This window comes from Eubacterium sp. SB2, assembly GCF_001244405.1.
GTDB lineage: Bacteria > Bacillota > Clostridia > Lachnospirales > Lachnospiraceae > Faecalicatena > Faecalicatena contortus_B.
The window spans coordinates 495,296-518,427 of sequence record NZ_LN865153.1; the positions used below are offsets into that span (position 1 = coordinate 495,296).

General features: G+C 51.6%; 16 protein-coding genes. 7 read left to right on the forward strand and 9 right to left on the reverse strand.

Annotated elements, in window-relative coordinates; translation table 11 throughout:
* Nucleotides 1-175 precede the first annotated feature (175 nt).
* From xdh to ssnA, 6 genes are all read right to left on the reverse strand, one after another.
* The gene (gene xdh / locus BN1938_RS14715; protein WP_050641325.1) at nucleotides 176-2,731 is read right to left on the reverse strand and encodes a selenium-dependent xanthine dehydrogenase; all 2,556 of its coding nucleotides are present in this window, start codon (nucleotides 2,729-2,731) and stop codon (nucleotides 176-178) included.
* 63 nt (nucleotides 2,732-2,794) lie between these two features.
* On the reverse strand, nucleotides 2,795-4,153 hold the full coding sequence (gene yqeB / locus BN1938_RS14720; protein ID WP_050641326.1) for a selenium-dependent molybdenum cofactor biosynthesis protein YqeB: 1,359 nt from the start codon (nucleotides 4,151-4,153) through the stop codon (nucleotides 2,795-2,797).
* The gene (gene yqeC / locus BN1938_RS14725; protein WP_050641327.1) at nucleotides 4,150-4,971 is read right to left on the reverse strand and encodes a selenium cofactor biosynthesis protein YqeC; all 822 of its coding nucleotides are present in this window, start codon (nucleotides 4,969-4,971) and stop codon (nucleotides 4,150-4,152) included. The genes yqeB and yqeC overlap by 4 nt, the downstream gene beginning before the upstream one ends.
* Before the next feature lie 13 nt (nucleotides 4,972-4,984).
* The gene (gene hydA / locus BN1938_RS14730; RefSeq protein ID WP_050641328.1) at nucleotides 4,985-6,370 is read right to left on the reverse strand and encodes a dihydropyrimidinase; all 1,386 of its coding nucleotides are present in this window, start codon (nucleotides 6,368-6,370) and stop codon (nucleotides 4,985-4,987) included.
* Nucleotides 6,371-6,458: 88 nt separating this feature from the next.
* Entirely contained in the window at nucleotides 6,459-9,452 is a 2,994-nt protein-coding gene (gene ygfK, locus BN1938_RS14735; RefSeq protein ID WP_050641329.1) for a putative selenate reductase subunit YgfK, read from the reverse strand.
* A 104-nt stretch (nucleotides 9,453-9,556) separates the two neighbouring features.
* On the reverse strand, nucleotides 9,557-10,888 hold the full coding sequence (gene ssnA / locus BN1938_RS14740) for a putative aminohydrolase SsnA (RefSeq protein ID WP_050641330.1): 1,332 nt from the start codon (nucleotides 10,886-10,888) through the stop codon (nucleotides 9,557-9,559).
* 342 nt (nucleotides 10,889-11,230) lie between these two features.
* Here ssnA and BN1938_RS14745 point away from each other — a divergent pair, with 342 nt between their 5' ends.
* The 7 genes from BN1938_RS14745 (at nucleotide 11,231) to BN1938_RS14775 (ending at nucleotide 18,628) form a co-directional block, all read left to right on the forward strand.
* Complete coding sequence (locus BN1938_RS14745; RefSeq protein ID WP_050641331.1) at nucleotides 11,231-11,887, forward strand: PAS domain-containing protein; 657 nt, start codon at nucleotides 11,231-11,233, stop codon at nucleotides 11,885-11,887.
* An 84-nt stretch (nucleotides 11,888-11,971) separates the two neighbouring features.
* On the forward strand, nucleotides 11,972-13,177 hold the full coding sequence (gene dpaL, locus BN1938_RS14750; protein WP_050641332.1) for a diaminopropionate ammonia-lyase: 1,206 nt from the start codon (nucleotides 11,972-11,974) through the stop codon (nucleotides 13,175-13,177).
* Between the two features lie 45 nt (nucleotides 13,178-13,222).
* Nucleotides 13,223-14,533, forward strand: coding sequence for a YgeY family selenium metabolism-linked hydrolase (locus tag BN1938_RS14755; protein WP_050641333.1), 1,311 nt, complete (start codon nucleotides 13,223-13,225; stop codon nucleotides 14,531-14,533).
* A 101-nt stretch (nucleotides 14,534-14,634) separates the two neighbouring features.
* Nucleotides 14,635-15,828, forward strand: a complete 1,194-nt coding sequence (ygeW, locus tag BN1938_RS14760) for a knotted carbamoyltransferase YgeW (protein WP_050641334.1) — start codon at nucleotides 14,635-14,637, stop codon at nucleotides 15,826-15,828.
* 82 nt (nucleotides 15,829-15,910) lie between these two features.
* Nucleotides 15,911-16,294 (forward strand): RidA family protein, encoded by a 384-nt coding sequence (locus BN1938_RS14765; RefSeq protein ID WP_050641335.1) that lies wholly within the window; start codon nucleotides 15,911-15,913, stop codon nucleotides 16,292-16,294.
* Nucleotide 16,295: 1 nt separating this feature from the next.
* Nucleotides 16,296-17,243 (forward strand): carbamate kinase, encoded by a 948-nt coding sequence (arcC, locus tag BN1938_RS14770; RefSeq protein WP_050641336.1) that lies wholly within the window; start codon nucleotides 16,296-16,298, stop codon nucleotides 17,241-17,243.
* Nucleotides 17,244-17,257: 14 nt separating this feature from the next.
* Nucleotides 17,258-18,628, forward strand: a complete 1,371-nt coding sequence (locus BN1938_RS14775) for a uracil-xanthine permease family protein (protein ID WP_050641337.1) — start codon at nucleotides 17,258-17,260, stop codon at nucleotides 18,626-18,628.
* Between the two features lie 732 nt (nucleotides 18,629-19,360).
* On the opposite strand, the gene xdhC is transcribed toward BN1938_RS14775, so the two are convergent.
* Genes xdhC through xdhA form a run of 3 tightly spaced genes read right to left on the reverse strand, consistent with a single transcriptional unit; the run spans nucleotide 19,361 to nucleotide 23,115 of the window.
* The gene (xdhC, locus tag BN1938_RS14785) at nucleotides 19,361-19,888 is read right to left on the reverse strand and encodes a xanthine dehydrogenase subunit XdhC (RefSeq protein WP_050641339.1); all 528 of its coding nucleotides are present in this window, start codon (nucleotides 19,886-19,888) and stop codon (nucleotides 19,361-19,363) included.
* Nucleotides 19,881-20,768 (reverse strand): xanthine dehydrogenase subunit XdhB, encoded by an 888-nt coding sequence (gene xdhB / locus BN1938_RS14790; RefSeq protein WP_050641340.1) that lies wholly within the window; start codon nucleotides 20,766-20,768, stop codon nucleotides 19,881-19,883. The genes xdhC and xdhB overlap by 8 nt, the downstream gene beginning before the upstream one ends.
* A gap of 49 nt (nucleotides 20,769-20,817) precedes the next feature.
* Entirely contained in the window at nucleotides 20,818-23,115 is a 2,298-nt protein-coding gene (gene xdhA, locus BN1938_RS14795) for a xanthine dehydrogenase subunit XdhA (protein ID WP_050641341.1), read from the reverse strand.
* Between the last annotated feature and the right edge of the window lie 17 nt (nucleotides 23,116-23,132).

Below are 23,132 nucleotides of genomic sequence, written 5' to 3' on the forward strand. Positions count from 1 at the left end.
TTTCTGGTGATGTGTCAGTAGTGCTCCTTTTTCGGGGCTGTTTCCCGCCTAGAATTTCTTAGGTCCGCGGCCGCATTTTTGAAAGGACATGGATGTTCTCCGGGAGGTTTTCGGCTATCCCTTCATGGAGCGTCCCCATCCGCGCCGAGACTATAGCTCGTCACTAACTCCCGATTTACTTCTTTTTGGTATATGGAGTTCCCTCCAGCGGCAATACAGTCTGAAACTCTCCATTCCATTTATAATAAGCCCCTGCAACAGCCGGCGCCGTTGGTATGGATGTGATCTCTCCAATTCCAATAGCCCCATACCCCACGTCCACGCCTGGTTTTTCCACAATAAGGGATACCAATTCCGGCACCTTATCCGCCTTAAACAGCCCCAGCGTACCAAATCTGGATACCGGATACCCTTCCTTGATCTCATATCTTTCCGTCAGTGCGTATCCCATTCCCATCACAACGCCGCCTTCTATCTGGCCTTCCACGCTGACCGGGTTCACGGCTTTGCCCACATCGTGGGCCGCCACCATTTTCTTGACCGTTCCATCCTCATTCAGGACACATACCTGAGTAGCATAACCATAGGCCACATGAGACACCGGATTTGGCACATCGCTGCCCATCCTGTCGGTCTTGGCGAGATACTCACCGTAATACTCTTTTCCTTCCAGAGCTGCCAGTGTCTGCCCTGCCAGCTCTTCTCTCAGATCTTCCGACGCCCGCTTCGCGGCCTCCCCGGTAATCAGTGTCTGCCGTGAACCGGAGGTAGTTCCGGAATCGGGGGAATCCGCGGTATTGGGCGGACAGTACTTGATACAGTTAACCGGCAGGCCGGTCGTCTCGGATACCACCTGTGTCAGAACCGTTCCAAGCCCCTGCCCGATGCAGGACGCACCCGCATGGATCTGTATTTTTCCGTCCTTTACCAGCAGGCGGCAGCGGCCCCAGTCGGGCAGTCCCACGCCTACGCCCGCATTTTTCATGGCACAGGCAATCCCTGCATAGGGTTCGCTCTCATAGATGTCTTTTACGGCTTCCAATGTTTCCGCAACACCCGTGGAATCATCGGCAATCTGTCCATTCGGCAGCACCTGTCCCGAACGGATGGCATTACGGTAACGGATCTCCCAGGGAGAAATGCCGGCCATCTCTGCCAGCAGGTCCAGATTCCGCTCGGATCCAAAGCAGGTCTGGGTTACTCCGAAGCCTCTGTATGCACCGGCAGGCGGATTATTCGTGTACACCGCCTTTCCGTCTATATCGATTACCTGGAAATTATACGGCCCCGCGGCATGTGTACAGGCACGCTGCAGCACAGGCCCGCCCAGGGATGCGTAGGCCCCTGTGTCCGATACGACTACCGCCTTCATCGCGGTCAGTATGCCGTTCTCGTCACAGGCTGTTGTGATATCCATCCACATTGGATGACGTTTAGGATGGATGACAATGCTTTCCTGCCTGGATAGCTTTACTTTTACGATCCGTTTGGTCAGGTACGCCAGAAGCGCTGCGTGATGCTGGACGCTGACATCCTCTTTTCCGCCAAATCCGCCGCCGACCAGTTTGTTTTCCACAATCACCTTCTCCGGAGGGAGTCCCAGCATGATACAGCATTCGTGCCGGGTATCGTATGTACCCTGATCTGTGGAATAAATAAATACCCCGTCGTCAAAAGGCATGGCGACCGCGCACTCCGGCTCCAGAAATGCATGCTCGGTCCATGGTGTTTCGTAATGCTTTGTTACTTTATATTTCGAATTGGCAATGACCTCGTCGGCATTTCCCCGGACCAGATGCTCATGTGCCAGAATATTTCCGGATGCATGGACAAGCGGCGCATCCTCTTTCATGGCGTCAAAGGGGCTGAGCACCGGTTCCAGCACTTCGTAATCCACCTTCACAAGGCTCTTAGCCCGTTCAAGTATCTCCGGTGTTTCCGCCGCCACAAGACAGATCGCATCCCCGAGGTAATGCGTGGTTTTCCCGACCGGAATCATGGTATCCCAGTCCTGCTTCAGGTGGCCCACCTTTACCTGCCCCGGAATGTCCTCTGCGGTATAGACTCCGATCACGCCTTCCAGCGCCTGAGCCTCCTCCGCGTGGATCGCCAGTACTTTTGCCCTGGGATATTCGGAACGCACTGCGCTGCCGTAGATCATGCCGTCGAGATAGATATCGTCCGGATATTCTCCGGTTCCCAACACCTTTTCTCTGGCATCGATCCTCTGGATTGCATCGCCTACCAGTGCAATGCCGCTGTTGTCCGCCACAGGGAGATTTTCCCGGAATATTCTGGCGCTGAGAAGGATTCCGTCGATAATCTTCTTATACCCTGTGCACCGGCAGATGTTATTGCGGATCGCGGCTATCACTTCCAGGCGGGTCGGATCCGGGTTGACATCAATCAGGCCTTTTGCGCTCATGACCATGCCGGGAATACAGAAGCCGCACTGAACGGCGCCGGCCGTGGCAAAAGCATAAGCATACACTTCTTTTTCTCTTTCGCTTAATCCCTCAACTGTTACAATGGATTTGCCCTCCATCTTAGAAATCATGGGAATGCACGCACGTGTTGTCTTTCCGTCTACCAGAACCGTGCAGGTGCCGCATGCGCCCTGGCTGCACCCGTCTTTCACGGATGTCAGACGGAGGTCGTCACGCAGAAACCGCATCAGCTTTTTGTCCTGCTCTGCCTGATAATCTTTCCCATTTACATGTACTGTGAACATATAATACCCTCCTTTTCCCGGTAACAGTTCAGGCAAGCCTGAACTGTTACGTTTCCCGGAACTTTATTCTGAAAGATCTGACCGGAAGTCAATATCTTTTAATTCTTCTTCCTGTGCTTCCACATATCTTACTTTGTCCTGCAGACCGGACATAATCTGCCGCCCTCCGTTGTCTCCGGAAAGCCGCCTGAGATCGTGGAAGAACTTTTTGTCCCAGAGAACCGGATTGCCCGGCCGGCCCTTATGGCAGGCGCTGATAATCTTTCCCCTGTGGAGCCCTGCTGCATTGAGTATCCGCTGGATCGTGGCCGCATGCAAAGCGGGCTGATCACACACGGAAAAAAGAATGCCCTGAATATCAGGAAACTGCTCTGTACAGGCTTCCACTCCCAGCCTGACGGAACGGGAAATCCCCCGTCCAGGCTCATCGTTTCTCACAACCCGTATCCCCTTTCGCCTTGCTTTTTTTTCAATCTCTTCATATCCCGTCACAATATATGTGGGAAAGGCTCCGAACGCGCTGATTTTGTCCAGCATGTATTCAAACATCTGTCTGCCGGAGATCTGTGCCAGGAGCTTGTTTTCCCCAAACCGTGTGCTTTTTCCTGCCGCAAGCAAGACAAGGGCATATTTCCCCTTCATGTGTTCATGCCGGGTTACCGCTTCCAGTACGCCTCCGCCCACGGCCCTTGCTTTGTCAGAAATGGTGAAGCAGTGGGACTTTTCGCAGCGCGCATCGATATCCCCTATTTTCAGTCCTTCACTTACACGGACGCCGGACTGAAGCATTCCCCGGATCACACCGCTCATCCGGGCATATACTTCTTTTCCACCGGTAACGGCAACCGCCTGGCCTTTTTCTACGATATCCCCAATGGCTGCCAACGGCTGCATCTCCCCCTCTGCTGCGGCGCGGATCAGGCGTTCTGTCGTATAACCTCCCACATCCCCCGGAATTCCGGTGTTTGGAAGCGCACTGCCAGAATAAAAGATATTCCCCAGTGTGTGCCCTCTTTTTGTCTCCACAACACAATTGCAGTCAATTCCCGCAGTAAATCCCGGGCCCACCCCAATCACAAAGGGGGCGTCTGTTATTCTTGTCCCGGTATTTCTTTTCGCCAGTATTGCATCCACAATGACATCCGGCTGAAGTCCAGCGGCTATTTTAGCGTTTGCGTCCACAATCACCGCGATATTCCCGTCCGCCAGAACCTGTTCTGCTTCCTTTTCCGAATATACAAGAACGCCTTTCATATCCTCTACGACGGCCGTCCCCTCATAGACAGCTCTGGAAAGCGCCGCCATTCTGCGCACCGTCAGAGGAACTGCGATCTCTGTCATAACAATCTGGTGCCCGCTGTGATAGAGGCGCGAAGCGATTCCTGTTGCCAGATCCCCCGCGCCTTTAATTAGTATTTTCATCTCTGTATCTGTCTTCCTCCTGCTGTTACTGTGATCTGTGCGAATCCCCTTTTTTCTGCCAACCTGCAGATTTCCAGGGCCTGTGCCTCTTCCTTCGCGCCGTCGGCTTTGTTCAAAACCAGATGGTAAGACATTTGGGGCATTACATGCTTTTTTCCGGCCCGGCTGTCCAGCGCCAGATCTACAATATCTTCCTGCGTGACCGGATCCGTTTTTTGTTTATGAAGCAGTCCGGCAGCAATTTCAGGCCGGAAACAGACTTCTTCCATGGGCTTTCCAAGGCTGTCCAGTCCGCAGACATTGATCACATGTGTCGTCTCGGGGAGCAGCACCGGCTCATGGGAAGCCGGCGCTTTGACCGGGAACCTCTTCGCACCGTCTGCCTCGATCAGCAGCGGGTATCCCTTTTTCAAAACCTGCTGCAGAAACCCGCGGGGCGGAGCCTGCATTTTCCCATCACCGGCGGGCAGGCCCAGCCATACCATGCCTTCGTCAGCCAGGATTCTTTCCATCTTCTCTGCCGAGGGTTCCAAAAGAAACCACGGGTAATCCCAGGCCATCATGTGGGTAGTCGTTGTCACGACAACTCTGGTTCCCCTTCGCAGATACTCGCCTGCCATCCGTGTAATCAGTGTTGTCTTGCCTCCCGCTCCTGTGAATGAGAGAACGGGAGCCGTTGAATTTTCTATATTTAATGCCTCCAGAAGAGAGGGGAACTGTACCAGTTTTCCCTCCCGGTATACCCAAAGGGCATCCCGTAACGCATGCCCTTCGGGCGGATCCGCAGTAAACTGCGGATTAAGGTATGCTTTTATCATGTGCCGCCCTTCTTTAATTGTCAGCTTCCTTCGTGACTCCATGCTTTATATACTGCCCTGCATTTTCTATTTTAATTTCCCCGTTTTCCGCTATCAGCCGGCCCCGCAGAAATACCTTTTCTGCCCTGCCTTTAATCTTGGTGCCTTCCATTGGGCAATAGTCGATGTTGGTCTGCTGTGACTCTTTTGACAGAATCCACTCGGTATCGGGATTCCATACTACGATATCTGCATCGCTTCCCGGAGAAAGCGTTCCTTTCTGTGGATACATGTGGTATAACTTTGCTGGATTCTCGGACAGATATTTGCACATCTGTTCTATAGTGATGCGTCCCTCGTTTACGCCAAACTGGTAAATCAGGCCAGGACGCTCTTCTGCGCCTGGCATTCCGCACGGTGTCAGAGAGAAGTCTTCGATCCCCGCGCTTTTTTGTTCCAGATTAAAGCTGCAGTGGTCTGTACAGATTGTCTGGATCCTGCCCTCCGTAAGCGCCTTCCACAGCACCTCCTGATTCTTCTTTCTGCGCAGCGGCGGCGCGATCATGTATTTCCTGCCTTCCCCATCCGGCAGGGAGTACTTGCTGTCATCCATAAGGAGGTACTGGGGACAGGTTTCCACATAGACCGTCTGCCCTTCTTCCCTGGCCCGCTGGATTTCCCGGTAGCCTTCTGCCGAACTCAAATGCACCACAATGACGGGTGTATCCACACACTTCGCTATCTTAAGCAGCCGGTTGATGGCCTCCGCTTCTGCTGCCGGCGGCCTCGTTCCCGGATAATCAGAGACATCCCTGCGGTTTCCTTTTTTTTGCAGAACTTCTTCCAGCCTTGCATCTATGATTCCCTTATTTTCACAATGTACTCCTGCGATTCCGCCGAGTTCTTTCAAACGGGACAGGATTTCATACATGGTCTTGTCATCCACGACCATATTGTCGTATGTCATATACAGTTTGAAAGAAGAGATTCCTTCCGCCACAACCTGCTCCAGTTCACGGCTGACGTTCTCGTTCCAGTCGGATAGCGCCAGATGGAACGCATAGTCGCATGAGGAGTGTCCGTCTGCTTTTTGGTGCCAGTTATCCAGCGCCCGGGCAAGTGTCTCTCCTTTGTTCTGTGTGGCAAAATCTATGATGCAGGTGGTTCCTCCCGCAATCTCCGCCTTGGTTCCCGTGTCAAATTTGTCTGCAGTTATGGTGTTGCTGACTTCCAGAGCCATATGGGTATGTGCATCAATAAATCCCGGGAAAAGGTACTTGCCCCGGACGTCTTCTATCTCGGCGTCCCTGAATTCCAGATTTTCACCGACTGCCAGAATCTTTTCGCCTTTTACCAGGATGTCCAGCTTCTTTTGTCCTTCGCCGCTGACGATGATTCCGCCTTTAAACAAACGTTTCATAACCATTCCTTCTTTCTGTCTTTCTGTGCATGGGCGCTTATTGGATACTATTCACGGGGCCGTGCCCCGCCTTTTATGCTGTGCTCTTTTATCCCAGGAGGTAGGGGTAATCTTGAACGACTGTTTCAATCAGCTGCTGCAGTCCCGCGGGCAGCTTTGTCTCTTCCCCCTTTGTCCAGGTAAAAGTATCTCCAAGGTATCTCACCCTGCATACTCCCTTTTCCCTATCCACTACCGTAAATCCCTGGTTTCTGCTGTCTTCCATATCTTTTTCTCCGGCAAAGAGCGTGAACTTATCCAGATAAGGGGCGCTCTCATATGGGCAGAAGCTCTTGCAGTTACCGCACTCATTGCACATATAGTCTATATGGATAATCTGATGTTTTGCCATACCCGGCACCCGGATGGCGATGTTTGCACGGTTTGGACATACTTCCACACAGTTTTCACAGATACTGGAGCATCCCAGGCAGCGCTCTGTCTCTGCCTTCCCGTTCTCCATATCCCGCAGGATGCCGCGGCGGCTGTAGACCTTAGCCTCGTCCGCCTGCCTGTCGAAATCTTTCGCCAGGCTCCGTCCAATCACTGCTTCTGCCGCCTTCCGGCCGTCTCTTATGCCCTCTACTACCGTTGCCGGACCGCCCAGGCCGTCTCCGATTACATAGACGCCTTCCAGGTTTGTCTCGCAGGTTTCCGCGTTAACCATTGCTTTCCCGCGCTCATTTACATGGATACCATTCGCCTCGTACAGCTCTGTCGGAACCTTTTCACCCACGGCGGCAATCACGGTGTCTGCCAAAACTTCCCGGATCTCTTCGGTTTCAATCACACTTCTTCTGCCGGAATCATCGAAATCGCCAAGCTGCATTACTCTGCAGACCAGTCTGCCATTTTCCAGTTTGACAGGGGAAAGCAGTTCCTGAAATTCCACACCGTCCTCAATTGCCAGCAGCAGTTCCTCCTCATCCGCCGGCATATAGCGTTTGGTTCTTCTGTAGACCAGAGAAACCGTCTCGACGCCTTTGGTCCGTTTTGCGGCTCTGGCCGTGTCCATTGCGGTGTTTCCCCCGCCGATGACAACGACATGTTTCCCGATGTCCAGGCTGCCTTCTGTTTCTTTAAACGCCCCGAGGAACTCCAGCGCATTCATCGTCTCGCCGGCCTCCAGTTTCAGCATACCCGATTTGTATGCGCCCACTGCAAATATGACCGCACCATACCCTTGTTCTTTTAACTGCTGCACGCTTTCTACTTTTGTATTGTATTGAACATCAACGCCTGCTGCCTTAAGAATTTCTGCGTCTTTGTCAATGGAGCTTCCCGGGATCCTGAATTCCGGGATCACGTGGCGCACCACTCCGCCCAGGGAGCCGGTCTGCTCAAAGAGGGTAACTTCCATGCCGCCGCGTCTCAGAAAATATGCCGCTGCCATACCGGCAGGGCCGCCTCCGATGACGGCAGCTTTCCCTTTCTCTGTCAGGGGCTTTGGCGACACATCTGCCAGCCACGCCTCATAGCCATTTTTTGCAGCCTCCAGCTTCATAGCGCGGATATGTACCGGTTCTTCGTAGAAATTTCTGGTACATTTGCTCATGCAGTTATGTGCACAGATCGTTCCGGTAATAAACGGCAGTGGGTTCTTCTCTGTAATGACCTCCATTGCCTCCTCATATTTTCCGGCATTCACAAGCTGCAGGTATGTGGTGATATCCTGGTGGATCGGGCAGCCTTCTTTACATGGCGCCACGAAACAGTCCAAAAGCGGTACCTCCTTGTTCATCTTGCGGGATGGTAGCGGTTTGACCGCCTTCACATGATGGGGACTCACGATTGCGGCTTCTGCCAGTGCTTTTGATCCTTCGATGCTTACGCCTTCAAATACAGCGCCCTCTGTCTCCAGGATACGGGCGATCTGGCACATTCTCTGGTATCCGCCCGGCTTCAGCAGTGTAGTGGCAACGGTGACCGGCCAGATACCTGCGTCCACGATGCCCTTTATATTGTAGAAATCGGCTCCGCCGGAAAATGAGATCCTGAGTTTACCGCCGAACTCTTTTGCCAGCTTTGCGGCCAGAGAGATGGAGAGCGGATACAGGGATTTTCCGGACATATACATTTCTTCGCTGGGAAGCTCGTTCTGTTTGACATCTACGGGGAACGTGTTGGTGATCTTCACGCCGAATTCCAGGTTACGCTCCTCACACACTTTCATCAGCCTGGTGAGCATCGGAACGGCATCCACGTACTGCAGGTCATCCCTGAAGTGGAAGTCCCCGAATGCCACATAATCGTATCCCATCTCATCCATGGTCTTTCTGGCAAATTCGTATCCTAATAAGGTAGGATTACATTTGATAAAGGTGTGGAAGCCCTTTTCCGTAACCAGGTACATTGCAATCTTTTCAATCTCCTGCGGAGGACATCCGTGCAGTGTGGAGATTGTGACGGAGTTGCAGATCTCTGATGAGATACTCTCAATATCTTCCTCTGTTACTTTTTGGAATCTGTCCGCATGCTCCAGGAGATATGCTTTGCAATCCCTGAAGATTTCAGAATCTCCGGCATCCTTCATGGTGTTCAGAAAACGGTCTATCTTTGGAGACTGAATCCCCTCCAGGTCATACCCCACGCTGATGTTAAACTGGAATCCGTCCATGCTGCCAAGCTCAAACTCCTTTGCCATCACCTTGAGCAGGAACCACGCCTTAATGTATTCCTCCATTGCCTGCGGCACGTAGAGTTCCGTAGACCACTCACAGTTATAACATTCATCGTCAGCCTTGATGCACGGCTTACTCACGCATGCCGCCAATTCGGCGCCGTCCATCACCTGCACGGTCTTCAGTTCAAAGAAACGGCTTCCGGTATAATAAGCGGCTGCAATATTCTGTGCCAGCTGCGTGTGCGGACCGGCTGCCGGGCCGACCGGAGTCTCCAGCGGGCGTCCGAAAATTGTCCTGTTATATCTGGAATCGGCCTGATAAGGTGCATGCTCTCCGAACACAGTGCCTGACTTCTCACGCTCCGTCATCATCCAATCTACTAAATGCCCGAAAGACATCGGGGTCATAATATCACTCATTTGCGTAAACCTCCTAAATAATTTGAATATTCTGAAAACGGTAGTACAAGGGGGTCAGACCCCTCTGCAGAGGGGTCTGACCCCCTTGCAACACTTTTCCGCTTTTACTTGTTAATCCGTCCCCAAAGTTCTGCCGCAGCCTGTCTGCAGTCCGCCATCACCTTTGCTTCGTCGATATGCTGCAATTCTCTGTCCTTCATCAGGATTTTCCCGTTAGCCACCGTAGTTACTACATTCCGCCCGTTCATACCAAACAGGATATGCCCGTTGCAGTTCTCTGCTCCGAAGGGGGTCAGCGGATCGTAATCTACGATGATGACATCCCCTGCCGCGCCCTCTTCCAGAACGCCGAGTTTCTGTTCAAAGTATCTGCCTGCGATCTGAGCGTTGCCGTCAAAGAGCATCTGCGGTACCTCGCCCCATGCCGCCGTCGCATCGCACAGGTGGTGTTTGTGCAAAACATTGGCTACTTTATAAGACTCCGTCATGTCGTGGGTATATCCGTCCGTCCCCAGACCGGTCAGGATGCCTCTGTGCACCAGTTCCATCGTCGGCGGGCAGCCGCAGGCGTTGCCCATGTTGGATTCAGGATTATGTACAACCATGGTATTAGTGTCTTTAATCAGCTCCATCTCGTGTCCGTTAATGTATATACAGTGGCCCAGTAAGGTCTTCTCCCCCAGAATATTCCAGTCCATCAGCCTGTCAACGATACGCTTCCCATAGTGTTTCAGGCAGTGGTGCAGATCCTCAATCCCTTCGGCCACATGGATATGGTAACCCACACCGTCCGGCTTATTTGCTGCTGCCAGTTCCATGGTTTCATCTGATATGGTAAACTGTGCGTGCATCCCCATCATTCCGGCTATCATCCCGCTTCCGTCCTGCCGGGCATAGCGGATAAATTCTGCATTTTCCATCACAGATTCCCTTGCCTTCTCCCTGCCGTCCCGGTCGGATATCTCATAGCACAGACAGGAACGCACCCCTGTTTCCTTAGCTGCTTTTTCTATATGGAATAAGGACTCCCGGATTGATCCAAAACTGGCATGGTGGTCAAATATGGTCGTCACTCCGTTCTTAATACAATCAATATACGTAGCCATAGCGCTCAGATATGTGTCCTGCAGTGTGAGATTCCTGTCTATGGTCCACCACATGCCGTTCAGAATATCCAAAAATCCCTTCGGGTCATATCCCTTTACAGAAAGCCCTCTTGCAAAGGCACTGTAAATATGTTCGTGCGCATTAATAAATGCCGGCATAATTACTTTTCCTCCGGCATCAATAAATTCCGCCTCCGGATATGCCGCTCTGACTTCACCTGAGGATCCCACCTTTTGGATGGTGCTTCCCTCGATTGCCACAGCGCCGTTTTCCAGATACGGATTCATCTCGTCACGCGTGATTACCCTGCCGTTTCCTAAAATAAGCATACTATTCGTCTCCTTTTCTTAATGAAATGTCCTAAAGGTTTCCGGTGCATGTCACCGCGTATACAAATTCTACAAGGGGGTTGGTTTCCTTGCACGTCGCACTATATTTTGTATATCCTTTTGTAAAAACAGGCCTTTCTTTTTCGCACAGATTTTTAAGGACTGCTTTTGTTGTATATAGAATACCATTTATATAAGATAATTGCAATACAGAATCTCAAAAAAATTTAGGTAACCTAAAAAATTTTTAGAAAAAGTATTGATTTAATTTTTTTTTATGCTATGATGAGTTTAGAAGCAAAAAGTTTTCGGGATCATTTCCCATACTCACACGCGAAAGGAATGGTAACTTTGAGCCAGAAATTAGACTTATTAAAGCAGATCGCCCACGGCCTTGCCGTACAGTTTGGCAGTTCCTGTGAGATTGTTATCCACGATCTGAGAAAGAAAGAACTGGACAGCTCCATTGTCTATATCGAGAATGGGCATGTATCCAACAGGAAGCTTGGCGACGGACCGTCCAGCGTGGTTCTGGAGACACTGAGCCGGAAACCGTCACAGATTCAGGACCGTCTTTCCTATCTCACCAAGACAGAAGACGGTAGGATTCTCAAATCCAGCACCATGTATATCAGGGATGATGATGACAGCATCGCTTACATATTTTCTCTTAACTATGACATCACCTCACTGCTCACTGTCGAATCCGCCATCCATTCATTCATCAGCACGGAACAAAAAAAGGAACAGGAAACCGATAACAACCAGCCCCCAAAAATCACCCACAATGTAAACGAGCTGCTGGATACCCTGATCGAACAGGCTCTTGCACTCGTTGGCAAACCGGTTGCTATCATGAATAAGGATGACAAAGTCGCAGTCGTTCAGTACCTGAACAACGCCGGCGCTTTTCTGATCACTAAATCCGGAGACAAAATTGCTTCTCTTTTGGGAATTTCAAAATTCACACTTTATAGTTACATGGACGCAGGCAAATAGAGTACTCGCGGAAAATCAGCCGCAAAGATGGGTGCAAGATAGTTCCCGTGAGTGCTCAAATAGTTAGAAGGAGGTTTTTCACACATGGAATCAATCAAATGGGCAGTGAACCATATGCCTAAAACAGACGATGCACAACTGAAGGTTATGGCGCTTAGCCAGGTTGAAAAAGCACGGGCTTTTCATGAAAGCTTTCCACAGTACAGTATCACCCCGCTTGCCAGGCTGGATCAGATGGCCAAACGGCTGGGCTTAAAGGAAGTATACGTAAAGGATGAATCTTACCGGTTTGGCCTCAATGCTTTCAAGGTGCTGGGCGGCTCATTCGCAATGGCGCGCTATATCGCCAAACAGGTGGGTAAAGATGTTTCTGAGCTTCCTTATCAGGTGCTGACTTCCGAAGAACTGAAAAAGGAATTCGGCCAGGCAACCTTCTTCACGGCTACGGACGGCAACCACGGACGCGGCGTTGCATGGGCGGCCAATAAGCTGGGGCAGAAAGCCGTCGTGCTGATGCCCAAGGGCACCACACAGACCCGCCTCAATAACATTCTCGCCGAAGGCGCACAGGCAACGATCGAGGAATACAACTATGATGAGTGTGTGCGCATGGCTGCGGACATGGCATCGAAGACTGAAAACGGCATTATGGTGCAGGATACTGCATGGGACGGCTACGAGGAGATTCCGGCCTGGATCATGCAGGGATACGGAACCATGGCAATGGAGGCGAATGAACAGCTGAAGGAATATGGCTGCGGCAGACCAACACACGTATTTATCCAGGCTGGCGTGGGATCTCTTGCAGGAGCTGTGCAGGGATATTTTGCCAACCGTTATCCGGAGAATCCTCCGAAAGTTATCGTAGTGGAGGCCGAAGCCGCTGCCTGCCTCTACAAGGGCGCTGCCCTGGGGGACGGAAGCATCCAGATTGTGGATGGAGATATGGTAACGATCATGGCCGGGCTGGCCTGCGGAGAGCCGAACACGATCTCCTGGGATATCCTGAAGAACCATGTGGATACATTCATCGCAGCGCCTGACTGGGTAGCCGCAAAAGGCATGCGTATGCTGGCAGCGCCGGTAAAGGGAGATGCACCTGTTACTTCCGGGGAATCCGGAGCCGCACCGTTCGGCGCGCTGGCGTGCATCATGTGTATGGATGAATATAAAGACTTAAGAGAGCATCTTGGACTGAATGAAGAGTCAAGAGTCCTTCTCTTCTCCACCGAAGGAGATACAGATCCGGAGAGATACGAATCCATCGTGTGGGGCGGAAATGACCGTTAAACGAAGCAATTTCAATATAATAAATTCTAAAAAGGAGAAGTAATCATGGATTTTAACAAAATCAAAGAAGCTGCACAAGGTTATCAGGCTGACATGACCAAATTTTTAAGGGACATTGTAAAATTCCCGGGCGAGAGCTGTGATGAGAAAGCACATATTGAACGGATCGCCGAAGAGATGAGAAACCTGGGTTTTGATAAAGTGGAAATCGATCCCCAGGGAAATGTTCTCGGCTACATGGGAACAGGCGAAAAGATCATCGGATTTGACGCCCACATCGACACTGTAGGTATCGGTAACATTGAGAACTGGACTTTTGATCCGTACGAAGGATATGAAAACGACGAAGAGATCGGCGGCCGCGGTGTATCCGACCAGTGCGGCGGTATTGTTTCTGCCGTATACGGGGCAAAGATTATGAAAGACCTGGGACTGCTGAGCGACAAATACACCGTTCTCGTAACCGGAACTGTCCAGGAGGAAGACTGTGACGGTCTCTGCTGGCAGTACATTATCAATGAAGATAAGGTACGCCCGGAATTCGTTGTATCTACAGAGCCGACAGACGGCGGAATCTACCGCGGACAGCGCGGACGCATGGAGATCCGTGTGGATGTCAAAGGCGTTTCCTGCCACGGTTCAGCACCGGAACGCGGTGACAATGCAATCTATAAGATGGCCGATATCCTGCAGGATATCCGTGCTTTAAATGAAAATGACGCTGAGGAAGGCACGGAGATCAAAGGCCTCGTCAAGATGCTGGAGGAAAAGTTCAATCCGGAATGGAAAGAAGCGCGTTTCCTGGGCAGAGGAACTGTCACGACATCCGAGATCTTCTTTACCTCTCCCAGCCGCTGTGCAGTTGCAGACTCCTGTTCCGTATCTCTGGACCGCCGCATGACGGCAGGCGAGACCTGGGAGAGCTGCCTGGATGAGATCCGCGCACTTCCAAGCGTGAAAAAATACGGTGATGACGTAAAGGTTTCCATGTACAACTACGACAGGCCCTCCTACACAGGACTTACCTATCCGATCGAGTGCTACTTCCCGACATGGGTCATCCCGGAGGATCACGCCGTAACAAAAGCACTTGAGGAAGCATACACAAGCCTCTACGGCGACACCAGAATCGGAACCGCAGAGACAGAGGCAATGAGAAAAGCCCGTCCGTTAACCGACAAATGGACCTTCTCGACAAACGGCGTATCCATTATGGGAAGAAATGGAATCCCGTGCATCGGATTTGGACCTGGCGCAGAGGCGCAGGCTCATGCTCCGAACGAGAAAACATGGAAAGCAGATTTGGTAGTATGCGCTGCTGTATACGCTGCACTGCCGACACTTTATTGCAAATAATTTAACAAACAGGTGCAAGGGGGTCAGACCCCTCTGCCGAGGGGTCTGACCCCCTTGCACACCATATTCAGAATATTCACAAAATTTAGGAGGATTTTACGATGAAAACATTACAGGATTACATTGATAAGCTGAACGCACTGAACTTTAAGGAAATGTACAACGGAGACTTTTTCCTGACATGGGAGAAGACAGATGATGAACTGGAGGCAGTATTCACTCTTGCCGACGCGCTCCGTTTCATGAGAGAAAACAATATCTCCACAAAAGTATTTGAGAGCGGACTTGGCATCTCACTTTTCCGCGATAATTCTACACGTACCCGTTTTTCTTTTGCTTCCGCCTGCAACCTGCTGGGACTCGAAGTTCAGGATCTGGACGAAGGGAAATCTCAGGTAGCCCACGGCGAGACCGTCCGCGAGACAGCAAATATGATCTCTTTCATGGCTGACGTTATCGGTATCCGCGATGATATGTACATCGGCAAGGGAAATGCCTATATGCATGAAGTGGTTGACTCTGTAACACAGGGCAATAAAGACGGCATTCTGGAACAGAAACCGACACTTGTGAATCTGCAGTGCGACATCGACCACCCGACACAGGCGATGGCAGATATGCTTCATATCATCCACCAGTTCGGCGGCGTTGAGAATCTGAAGGGCAAAAAACTGGCCATGACATGGGCTTACTCTCCGTCTTACGGAAAACCTCTGTCCGTTCCCCAGGGTATCATCGGTCTGATGACACGTTTTGGGATGGATGTTGTCCTGGCTCATCCGGAGGGATACGAAGTATTCCCGGAAGTAGAAGCCGTTGCTGCGGACAATGCTAAAAAATCCGGCGGTACCTTCACAAAAACAAACGATATGGCAGAGGCTTTCAAAGACGCAGATATCGTATATCCGAAGAGCTGGGCTCCTTTCGCTGCCATGGAAAAACGTACAGAGCTCTATGGAAACGGTGACTTCGACGGCATCTCTAAACTGGAAAAGGAACTTCTTGCACAAAATGCTGAGCATAAAGACTGGGCCTGCACAGAAGAACTTATGGCAACTACCAAAGACGGAAAGGCACTCTACATGCACTGCCTGCCGGCTGACATCACAGGCGTAAGCTGCGAGACCGGAGAAGTGGACGCCAGCGTATTCGACCGCTACAGAGATCCTCTCTACAAAGAGGCAAGCTACAAACCATACATCATCGCAGCCATGATCTTCCTCGCAAAATTCGCAGATCCTGCCGATGTTTTAAAGAAACTGGAAGAAAAAGGAACTCCAAGAGTTTTTGAATAAACCCTTGCCGTACCGTAAACATAAAAAGCAGCACACACAGTAACTGGTATAATAAGAAGAAAAACATTAGGAGGTATTTGACATGTTAAAATATGTTGATACAAAAAACGCACCAGCAGCAATCGGACCATACTCACAGGGCATAATCGTAAATGATATCGCTTTCTTTTCAGGGCAGATCCCGCTTTCACCTGAATCCGGCGAAGTAGTGGGCACAACAATCCAGGAACAGACCGAACAGGTAATGAAAAATGTAGCCGCCCTTCTGGAAAGTCAGGGTGCAGACTTCAAAGACGTTGTGAAAACCACCTGTTTCCTCGCGGATATGGGCGACTTTGCAGCATTCAATGAGATATACGCAAAGTATTTTGTAGGAAAACCGGCGCGTTCCTGTGTTGCCGTAAAGGATCTGCCAAAAGGAGTTCTTTGTGAAGTAGAAACCATCGCATATGTCGGAGGAAAATAAAATGGCAAAAAAGAAACGCATCGTCATCGCGCTGGGCGGAAACGCCCTTGGCAATACCCTGCCCGAGCAGATGACGGCGGTAAAGATTACTGCACGTGCCATTGTAGACCTGATTGAAGAGGGCTGTGAGGTCGTGGTCGCACACGGCAACGGCCCACAGGTTGGAATGGTAAACAACGCAATGCTGGCACTGACCCACGAAGACCCGCAGCAGCCCAATACGCCGCTGTCTGTCTGCGTGGCAATGAGCCAGGCATACATAGGCTACGACCTGCAGAATGCCCTGCGCGAAGAACTGCTGAACCGCGGTATCAATGATATCCCGGTGGCAACCATGATCACACAGGTGCGCGTTGACGCGGACGACCCTGCATTTGGCAATCCCGCCAAGCCGATCGGACGTTTCCTAACAAAAGAACAGGCCGATGATATGGCAGAAAAATATGACTATGTCATGAAAGAAGATGCAGGCCGCGGTTACCGCCGTGTGGTAGCATCCCCGAGACCGCAGGAGATCATTGAGATCGGAACGATCCGTACCATGGTAGAATCTGGCGATCTTGTCATTGCATGCGGCGGCGGAGGTATTCCAGTTACCCGCCAGGGAAACCACCTAAAAGGCGCCAGCGCCGTGATCGATAAAGATTTTGCAAGCAGCCTGCTCGCACGGGAACTGGATGCAGATTTTCTGATCATCCTGACCGCTGTGGAAAAAGTGGCAATTAACTATGGAAAGCCGAACGAGAAATGGCTCGATAATATCACTGCAAAGGAAGCAAAACAGTACATGTCTGAGGGACATTTTGCCCCCGGATCTATGCTGCCTAAGGTACAGGCTGCCGTAGAATTCGCGGAATCCGCGCCGGGACGCCAGGCTCTGATTACCCTTCTTGAAAAAGCCAAAGACGGAATCAAGGGAACCACAGGCACCAGAATCAGTCAGGCTTAAAGGGGGATAAACGCATGAAAAAAGAAGTGACCCGTTCCACTATATTTGACCTTAACGGTGTGCCTAATTTCAAACAGGCCTTTCCTCTTGCCCTCCAGCACGTTGTTGCGATGATTGTGGGTTGCGTAACGCCCGCAATCATCGTTGCTGGAGTCGGCGGCCTGTCTGAAAGCGACTCCGTAATACTGATCCAGGCAGCGCTGATCGTATCCGCACTGTCCACATTACTCCAGCTGTTTCCATTTATCAAAACAAAGTGGATTGCTATCGGCTCGGGACTTCCTGTCATCATGGGCATCAGCTTTGCCTACCTGCCCAGCATGCAGTCTATCGCCTCAGACTTTGATATCCCCACCATACTCGGGGCACAGATTGTCGGCGGCTGCGTGGCAATTCTGGTAGGTATATTTATTAAAAAAATCCGCAGGTTTTTCCCGCCTCTGATCGCCGGGACTGTGGTATTCACAATCGGCCTTTCCCTGTACCCTACCGCCATCAACTATATGGCCGGCGGAACAGGCAGCCCGGATTATGGTTCCTGGCAGAACTGGCTGGTTGCGATCATAACACTCGCAATCGTAACCGTATTAAACCACTACGGAAAAGGAATCTGGAAACTGGCCTCCATCCTGATCGGAATCATTGGAGGATACATCGTAGCCCTGTGCTTCGGAATGGTAGACTTTACCCCCATCGGCCAGGCCTCCGCTTTCCAGCTCCCCATGCCGCTTCACTTTGGAATCAAATTTGAGATCTCCTCCTGCGTAGCGATCGGACTGTTATTCGCCATCAACGCCATCCAGGCCATCGGAGATTTTTCAGCCACCACAAGCGGCGGATTAAACCGTATGCCATCCAGCAATGAACTGCAGGGCGGGATCGTCGGCTACGGAATCACGAACATCATCGGCGCTCTCCTGGGCGGCCTTCCCACGGCAACCTACAGCCAGAACGTCGGGATCGTTGCTACAACAAAGGTAGTCAACCGCTGCGTCCTCGGCCTGGCCGCGGTCATCCTGCTGGTAGCAGGCCTGATTCCCAAGTTTTCATCCCTGCTGACCACCATACCATACAGTGTCCTTGGCGGTGCAACCGTATCTGTATTCGCCTCCATTGCCATGACAGGTATGAAGCTGATCAACACAGAAAATATGTCCTACCGCAACACATCCATCGTAGGGCTCGCCGCCGCACTGGGAATGGGGATCTCACAAGCAAGCGGCGCGCTGGCAGCATTTCCGGACTGGTTTGTCACAATCTTCGGAAAATCACCGGTCGTAATCGCAACACTCATAGCGGTCCTGCTAAACATCATCCTGCCAAGAGACAAAGAGGTTCCGCTGGAAGCGGCTCCGGATGATGCAGGTAGTGGAGACGCTAAGTAAAAGGTGAGGCAGACTCCCGGGGGAGCTGTCCATGCCATTTCAATATCCTGTCCGTTTGCGGAGAATCCGTTAGAGAAAAAACAGGGAACTTGGAGGGTGCTTGCCGCAGTTGGCCCGAATGCCGATGCATTCGCGCCGCCGGCGGCAACAGAATTTGTTTTGGAAAACAAATTCTGCCCTCCAAGTTCCCTGTTTTTTCTCTAACGGATTCTAACCGCGCTCTCTATGGACTTTGAAATGGCATGGACAGCTCCCCCGGGAGTCTGCCTCGCCTTTTACTTAGCTTTGTCCGCACCGGACAGTAATAGGGAAGCCGCTTTAGAATGGCGGTGTGACGGGGGGCAGCGTATTGAACTGGCAAAACGACCCGTGTTCGACCCAGTAGTTTTAGGTTGGGAATGTGGGGGATATGCAAAGGGGGACTGTTTGGCAGGCTCGTGTACGGGCAACTTGACAGTGCCCGCTCTCGCGGTTCGATGAATTGCTGGAAGGGTTTATGTGCTGGGTAGGCGGTTTAATACGCTGGCCCCGCCTGGCGGTTCCTTCTGGGCTGCCGGCCCTCCGATTGGAGGCACCTAGCCTGTCTGAGACGGGGAGCGTGCTGCCGCCGGGATAAAAGTGTATGGGGGCTGGGAGTTTAGAACGCATGGTTTAGAAGTACTTACGTAAAAGGCGGCGTCTTTTGCGTTAGTACTTCTCCATAAGTGGGTTACTCCCAGCCCCCATACACTTTTATCCCGGCGGCAGCACGCTCCCCGTTTCAGACAGGCGACCTCCACCCCCTCTCTCCCGCATTGTTTTCTCTACCGCGTTGAGGATGTTTTCGTAGCCGGTGCATCTGCATAAATGGCCGGACAGTAATTTTCTTAGTTCTTCTCTTGTGTATTGTTTTTGGGATTCGAGGATTTCTACAGCGCTCATGATGATTCCCGGGGTGCAGAAGCCGCATTGTACTGCTGCTTCGTCTATGAAGGCCTGCTGGATGTCGGAGAGTTCTCCTTCGGGGCCCATGAGACCTTCCAGGGTTCGGATTTCTTTTCCGTCCGCCCATACGGCCAGGTAGATACAGGAGTTGTAGCATTCTCCGTCTATGATGACGTTGCAGGCTCCGCATTCTCCTACTTCACAGCCTTTTTTTACGCTGGTCAGACGGTAGTCGTTACGGAGCATGTCAGTCAGGGATGCCCTTACATCTACCATGGTTTCCCGCTTTTCTCCGTTGATTGTGCATTTTATAAGCTTATATTGCTTTTCACTCATGATAAACACCTCCTGCCAGACGGATCGACTCTTTCAGGGCCCGTTTGCACAGGACCTTTGAGATGTGTTCCCGGAAGGCCTTGCTGGCTCTCCAGCTGTCTCTTGGGGTTACGTCTTCCAATACGGTGTCACCGATTAATTCTATAGTAGAATCTTCGATCTGCCGGCCTTTGCCGGCCTGTTCTGCGTGGACGGCACGCATGGGAATCGGGCCGGCTACACCGTAGGCGATCCTTACATCTTCTATTTGCTTTTTGTCTTCCGAAAGCTTTACGTTAACCGAACAGCCGAGGGTTGCTATGTCCATGGCTCCCCGCATGGCGTACTTGATGTAATGCCCGCAGTATCCCTCGTACGACTTACGGGGGATGAGGATTCCTGTCTGTATTTCTGCCGGCCTTAAATCGACTTTCCCGGCTTTGATGTAGAATTCCCGGATCGGCAGCTTCCGGATCCCTTCCGGACCGGTCAGCTCGATGATGGCATCCCATGCAAAAAGTGTGGATGCGGAGTCTGCAGAGGTAACGCCGTTGCAGGTATTGCCTCCTATGGTACCGATGTTGCGGATCTGGGGGCCTCCTACCTTGTCTACGGCCTCCCCCAGTACGTTGATATATTTTTGTATAATTGAATCTTTTGTTATATGGGAAAAGCTGGTCAGGGAACCGATGCGGATGGTTTTGTCCTCCTCCAGTTTTACCCCGCGCAGTTCATCCAGGCCAAACAGGCTTACCAGTTCTGCTCCTGCGCGCTTGCCCTCTCTCATCTGTACCAGAACGTCGCTTCCGCCGGCAATGATCTGGGCCTGCGGATGCTCCTGAAGCAGCGCAATGGCATGGGCCACGCTCTCTGCCTCGTACAGCGCTTTCATATCATACATATCTCGTATCCTCCCTTCACGAACAAGTATAGCGGACTATACTGCTGTACTAGATCAGTCCTTCTTCTTTAAACCGCCTGAAAAGTATATGCGGTGTCAGCGGAATCTCATCTATGGCCACCCCGGTCGCCTGCAGCACGGCATTTCGGATTGCCGGAGCAACGGAACAGACCGGCGGCTCTCCAAGCGCTTTCGTACCATATGCACTGGTGGGCTCATAATTTTCTACAAAATGGCCTTCCAGGTGCGGATGATCCATAAAGGTAGATAACTTGTAGTCAAGAAGGTTATTATTCAGCGGTTTTCCTGTTTTTTCATCAAAAATCAGTCTTTCCGACAGTCCGTACCCGATCCCCATGCTCATGCCCCCGTGCACCTGGGCCTCGGCCAGGGCCGGATTGATCAGCTTCCCGCAGTCATGCACGTTGACGATATTCGTCAGTACCGCCCTGCAGGCCGGGATATCTACTTCTACCTCCGCAAAGGTACATCCAAAGGAATACGCATTTGTCTTCGCCTGATAGGTACTCTCCGCGGTCAGATGCCCGTTGTTCGTCAGGCTGTACAGCTTTTCTGTGGCCAGCTCCGCCAGGCTCATGAGAATCTCCCCGTCTCCTTTCCGGATAATATTGCCGTCTATAAGGTCCAGGCTTTCTTTTGTATGCCGGGTCAGTTCCTGGGCCGTGTCCAGAATATGGCTCTTCAAAAGCGCCGCCGTCTGGTTGATTGAGAAGCCTGCCATATAGGTCTGCCTGGATGCATATGCCCCGGTTCCAAACGGAGTGATATCCGTATCCTGCACGGTCATGACATGGACTTGTTCGAATGGTATTCCCAGCGTCTCCGCCGCCATCTGACCGAATGCCGTATCCGCACCCTGGCCAATCTCCGTCTCCCCCACCTGTACCTGTATGGAACCGTCCTGGTTGAGCACCATCCGGCAGGAAGAGGTTTCCAGGGAGATGGGCCACACGCCCGTATTATACCAGAAAGCCGCCACACCGATGCCTTTTCTGATCTCTCCTGTCTGTCCGCTGTATTCTTGAAGCTTCCTGTCGTAATCTATGTATGCTTTTCCTTTTCCCATACACTGATGGAAGGTATCATAATAGTTCTTATTTTTAGAAAATCCGTCCGTAAATCCTTTTGGCATCAGATATTTCCACCGGAATTCATAGGGCGGGATTCCCAGCGCCTTTGCCACATCGTCCGTATGGCTCTCCACCGCAAACATTGCCTGCGGGATGCCGTAACCTCTCATGGCTCCGGACACCGGCTTATTCGTAAATACTGTGTATGCGTCCCCCTCCACATTCGGACAGGGATAAAGCTGCGGAAATGCACCCAGCCCCTTTGCCGCAATGCTGTGCCCGTGGGAAGCATAAGCCCCCTGATCTGAGAAACACTCGATCTTCCGGGCCGCAAAACTGCCGTCGGGCCTCACGTAGGAAATGATATGGGTGCGTATGGCGTGCCTTACCCGGTTGGATACAAACGTCTCCTCCCTGGATACATCCAGCTTTACAAGACGTCCCCCAACAACTGTACTCAGATATGCACAGAGCGGTTCATATAAGATATCCTGCTTATTGCCGAACCCGCCGCCTATGTATGGCTTGATCACTCTCACCTGCCCCCAGGGGATCCCCAGAGCCTGCCCTACGACTCTGCGGCAGATATGCGGGATCTGTGTGGAGGAGACGAGCACAATCCGCCCCTGTTCCATATAGGCATAGCAGATAAAATTCTCAATGTGGCAGTGCTGTACCGTAGGTGTGTTATACCAGCCCTCCACACGGATCAGGCCCGGTTCTTTCTTCGCTTCCTCATAATTGCCGTTCCTGATCGCCGTGTGCTTCAGAATATTCCCCGGATACTCCTCGTGGATCAGCGGGGCATCCGCCTCCATCGCCTTCTGGACATCCAGCACAAACGGCAGTTCCTCGTATTCTACCTTGATCGCACGCACGGCCTGCACCGCGGCCACTTCGTTCTCAGCCACCACAGCCGCCACATCATCCCCGTAAAACCGCACATGGTCCGTCAGGATCAGACGGTCCTGCACGTCCTGGTGTGCGGGATCTGTGGACCACGGATGTCCCGCCGTTGGAAAATAATTCTTTGGAACGTCAAAACATGTCACAATCTTTACAACACCCGAAATCCGCTCCGCCTCTTTTGTATCAACGGATTTCACAATACCGTGTGCAACCGTGGAATGCAGTATCTTAGCCACATAAGAGCTCTTATCGCACAAGTCGTCCGTGTACTTGGCGCGTCCTGTCACCTTCTCAAAGGCATCCACCCGCTTAACACTTTTCCCTACAATGTGTTCCCTTTCCTCCATATTTCCACCTCCGCATC

Bases quoted from the DNA above. Each gene is read 5' to 3' on its own strand.
- ygeW (WP_050641334.1), top strand. From the start codon at position 14,635: ATGAAAACATTACAGGATTACATTGATAAGCTGAACGCACTGAACTTT.
- dpaL (WP_050641332.1), top strand. From the start codon at position 11,972: ATGGAATCAATCAAATGGGCAGTGAACCATATGCCTAAAACAGACGAT.
- ssnA (WP_050641330.1), bottom strand. From the start codon at position 10,888: ATGCTTATTTTAGGAAACGGCAGGGTAATCACGCGTGACGAGATGAAT.
- yqeB (WP_050641326.1), bottom strand. From the start codon at position 4,153: ATGAAAATACTAATTAAAGGCGCGGGGGATCTGGCAACAGGAATCGCT.
- BN1938_RS14745 (WP_050641331.1), top strand. From the start codon at position 11,231: ATGGTAACTTTGAGCCAGAAATTAGACTTATTAAAGCAGATCGCCCAC.
- ygfK (WP_050641329.1), bottom strand. From the start codon at position 9,452: ATGAGTGATATTATGACCCCGATGTCTTTCGGGCATTTAGTAGATTGG.
- xdhB (WP_050641340.1), bottom strand. From the start codon at position 20,768: ATGTATGATATGAAAGCGCTGTACGAGGCAGAGAGCGTGGCCCATGCC.
- xdh (WP_050641325.1), bottom strand. From the start codon at position 2,731: ATGTTCACAGTACATGTAAATGGGAAAGATTATCAGGCAGAGCAGGAC.
- xdhC (WP_050641339.1), bottom strand. From the start codon at position 19,888: ATGAGTGAAAAGCAATATAAGCTTATAAAATGCACAATCAACGGAGAA.
- BN1938_RS14775 (WP_050641337.1), top strand. From the start codon at position 17,258: ATGAAAAAAGAAGTGACCCGTTCCACTATATTTGACCTTAACGGTGTG.
- arcC (WP_050641336.1), top strand. From the start codon at position 16,296: ATGGCAAAAAAGAAACGCATCGTCATCGCGCTGGGCGGAAACGCCCTT.
- xdhA (WP_050641341.1), bottom strand. From the start codon at position 23,115: ATGGAGGAAAGGGAACACATTGTAGGGAAAAGTGTTAAGCGGGTGGAT.
- hydA (WP_050641328.1), bottom strand. From the start codon at position 6,370: ATGAAACGTTTGTTTAAAGGCGGAATCATCGTCAGCGGCGAAGGACAA.
- yqeC (WP_050641327.1), bottom strand. From the start codon at position 4,971: ATGATAAAAGCATACCTTAATCCGCAGTTTACTGCGGATCCGCCCGAA.
- BN1938_RS14765 (WP_050641335.1), top strand. From the start codon at position 15,911: ATGTTAAAATATGTTGATACAAAAAACGCACCAGCAGCAATCGGACCA.
- BN1938_RS14755 (WP_050641333.1), top strand. From the start codon at position 13,223: ATGGATTTTAACAAAATCAAAGAAGCTGCACAAGGTTATCAGGCTGAC.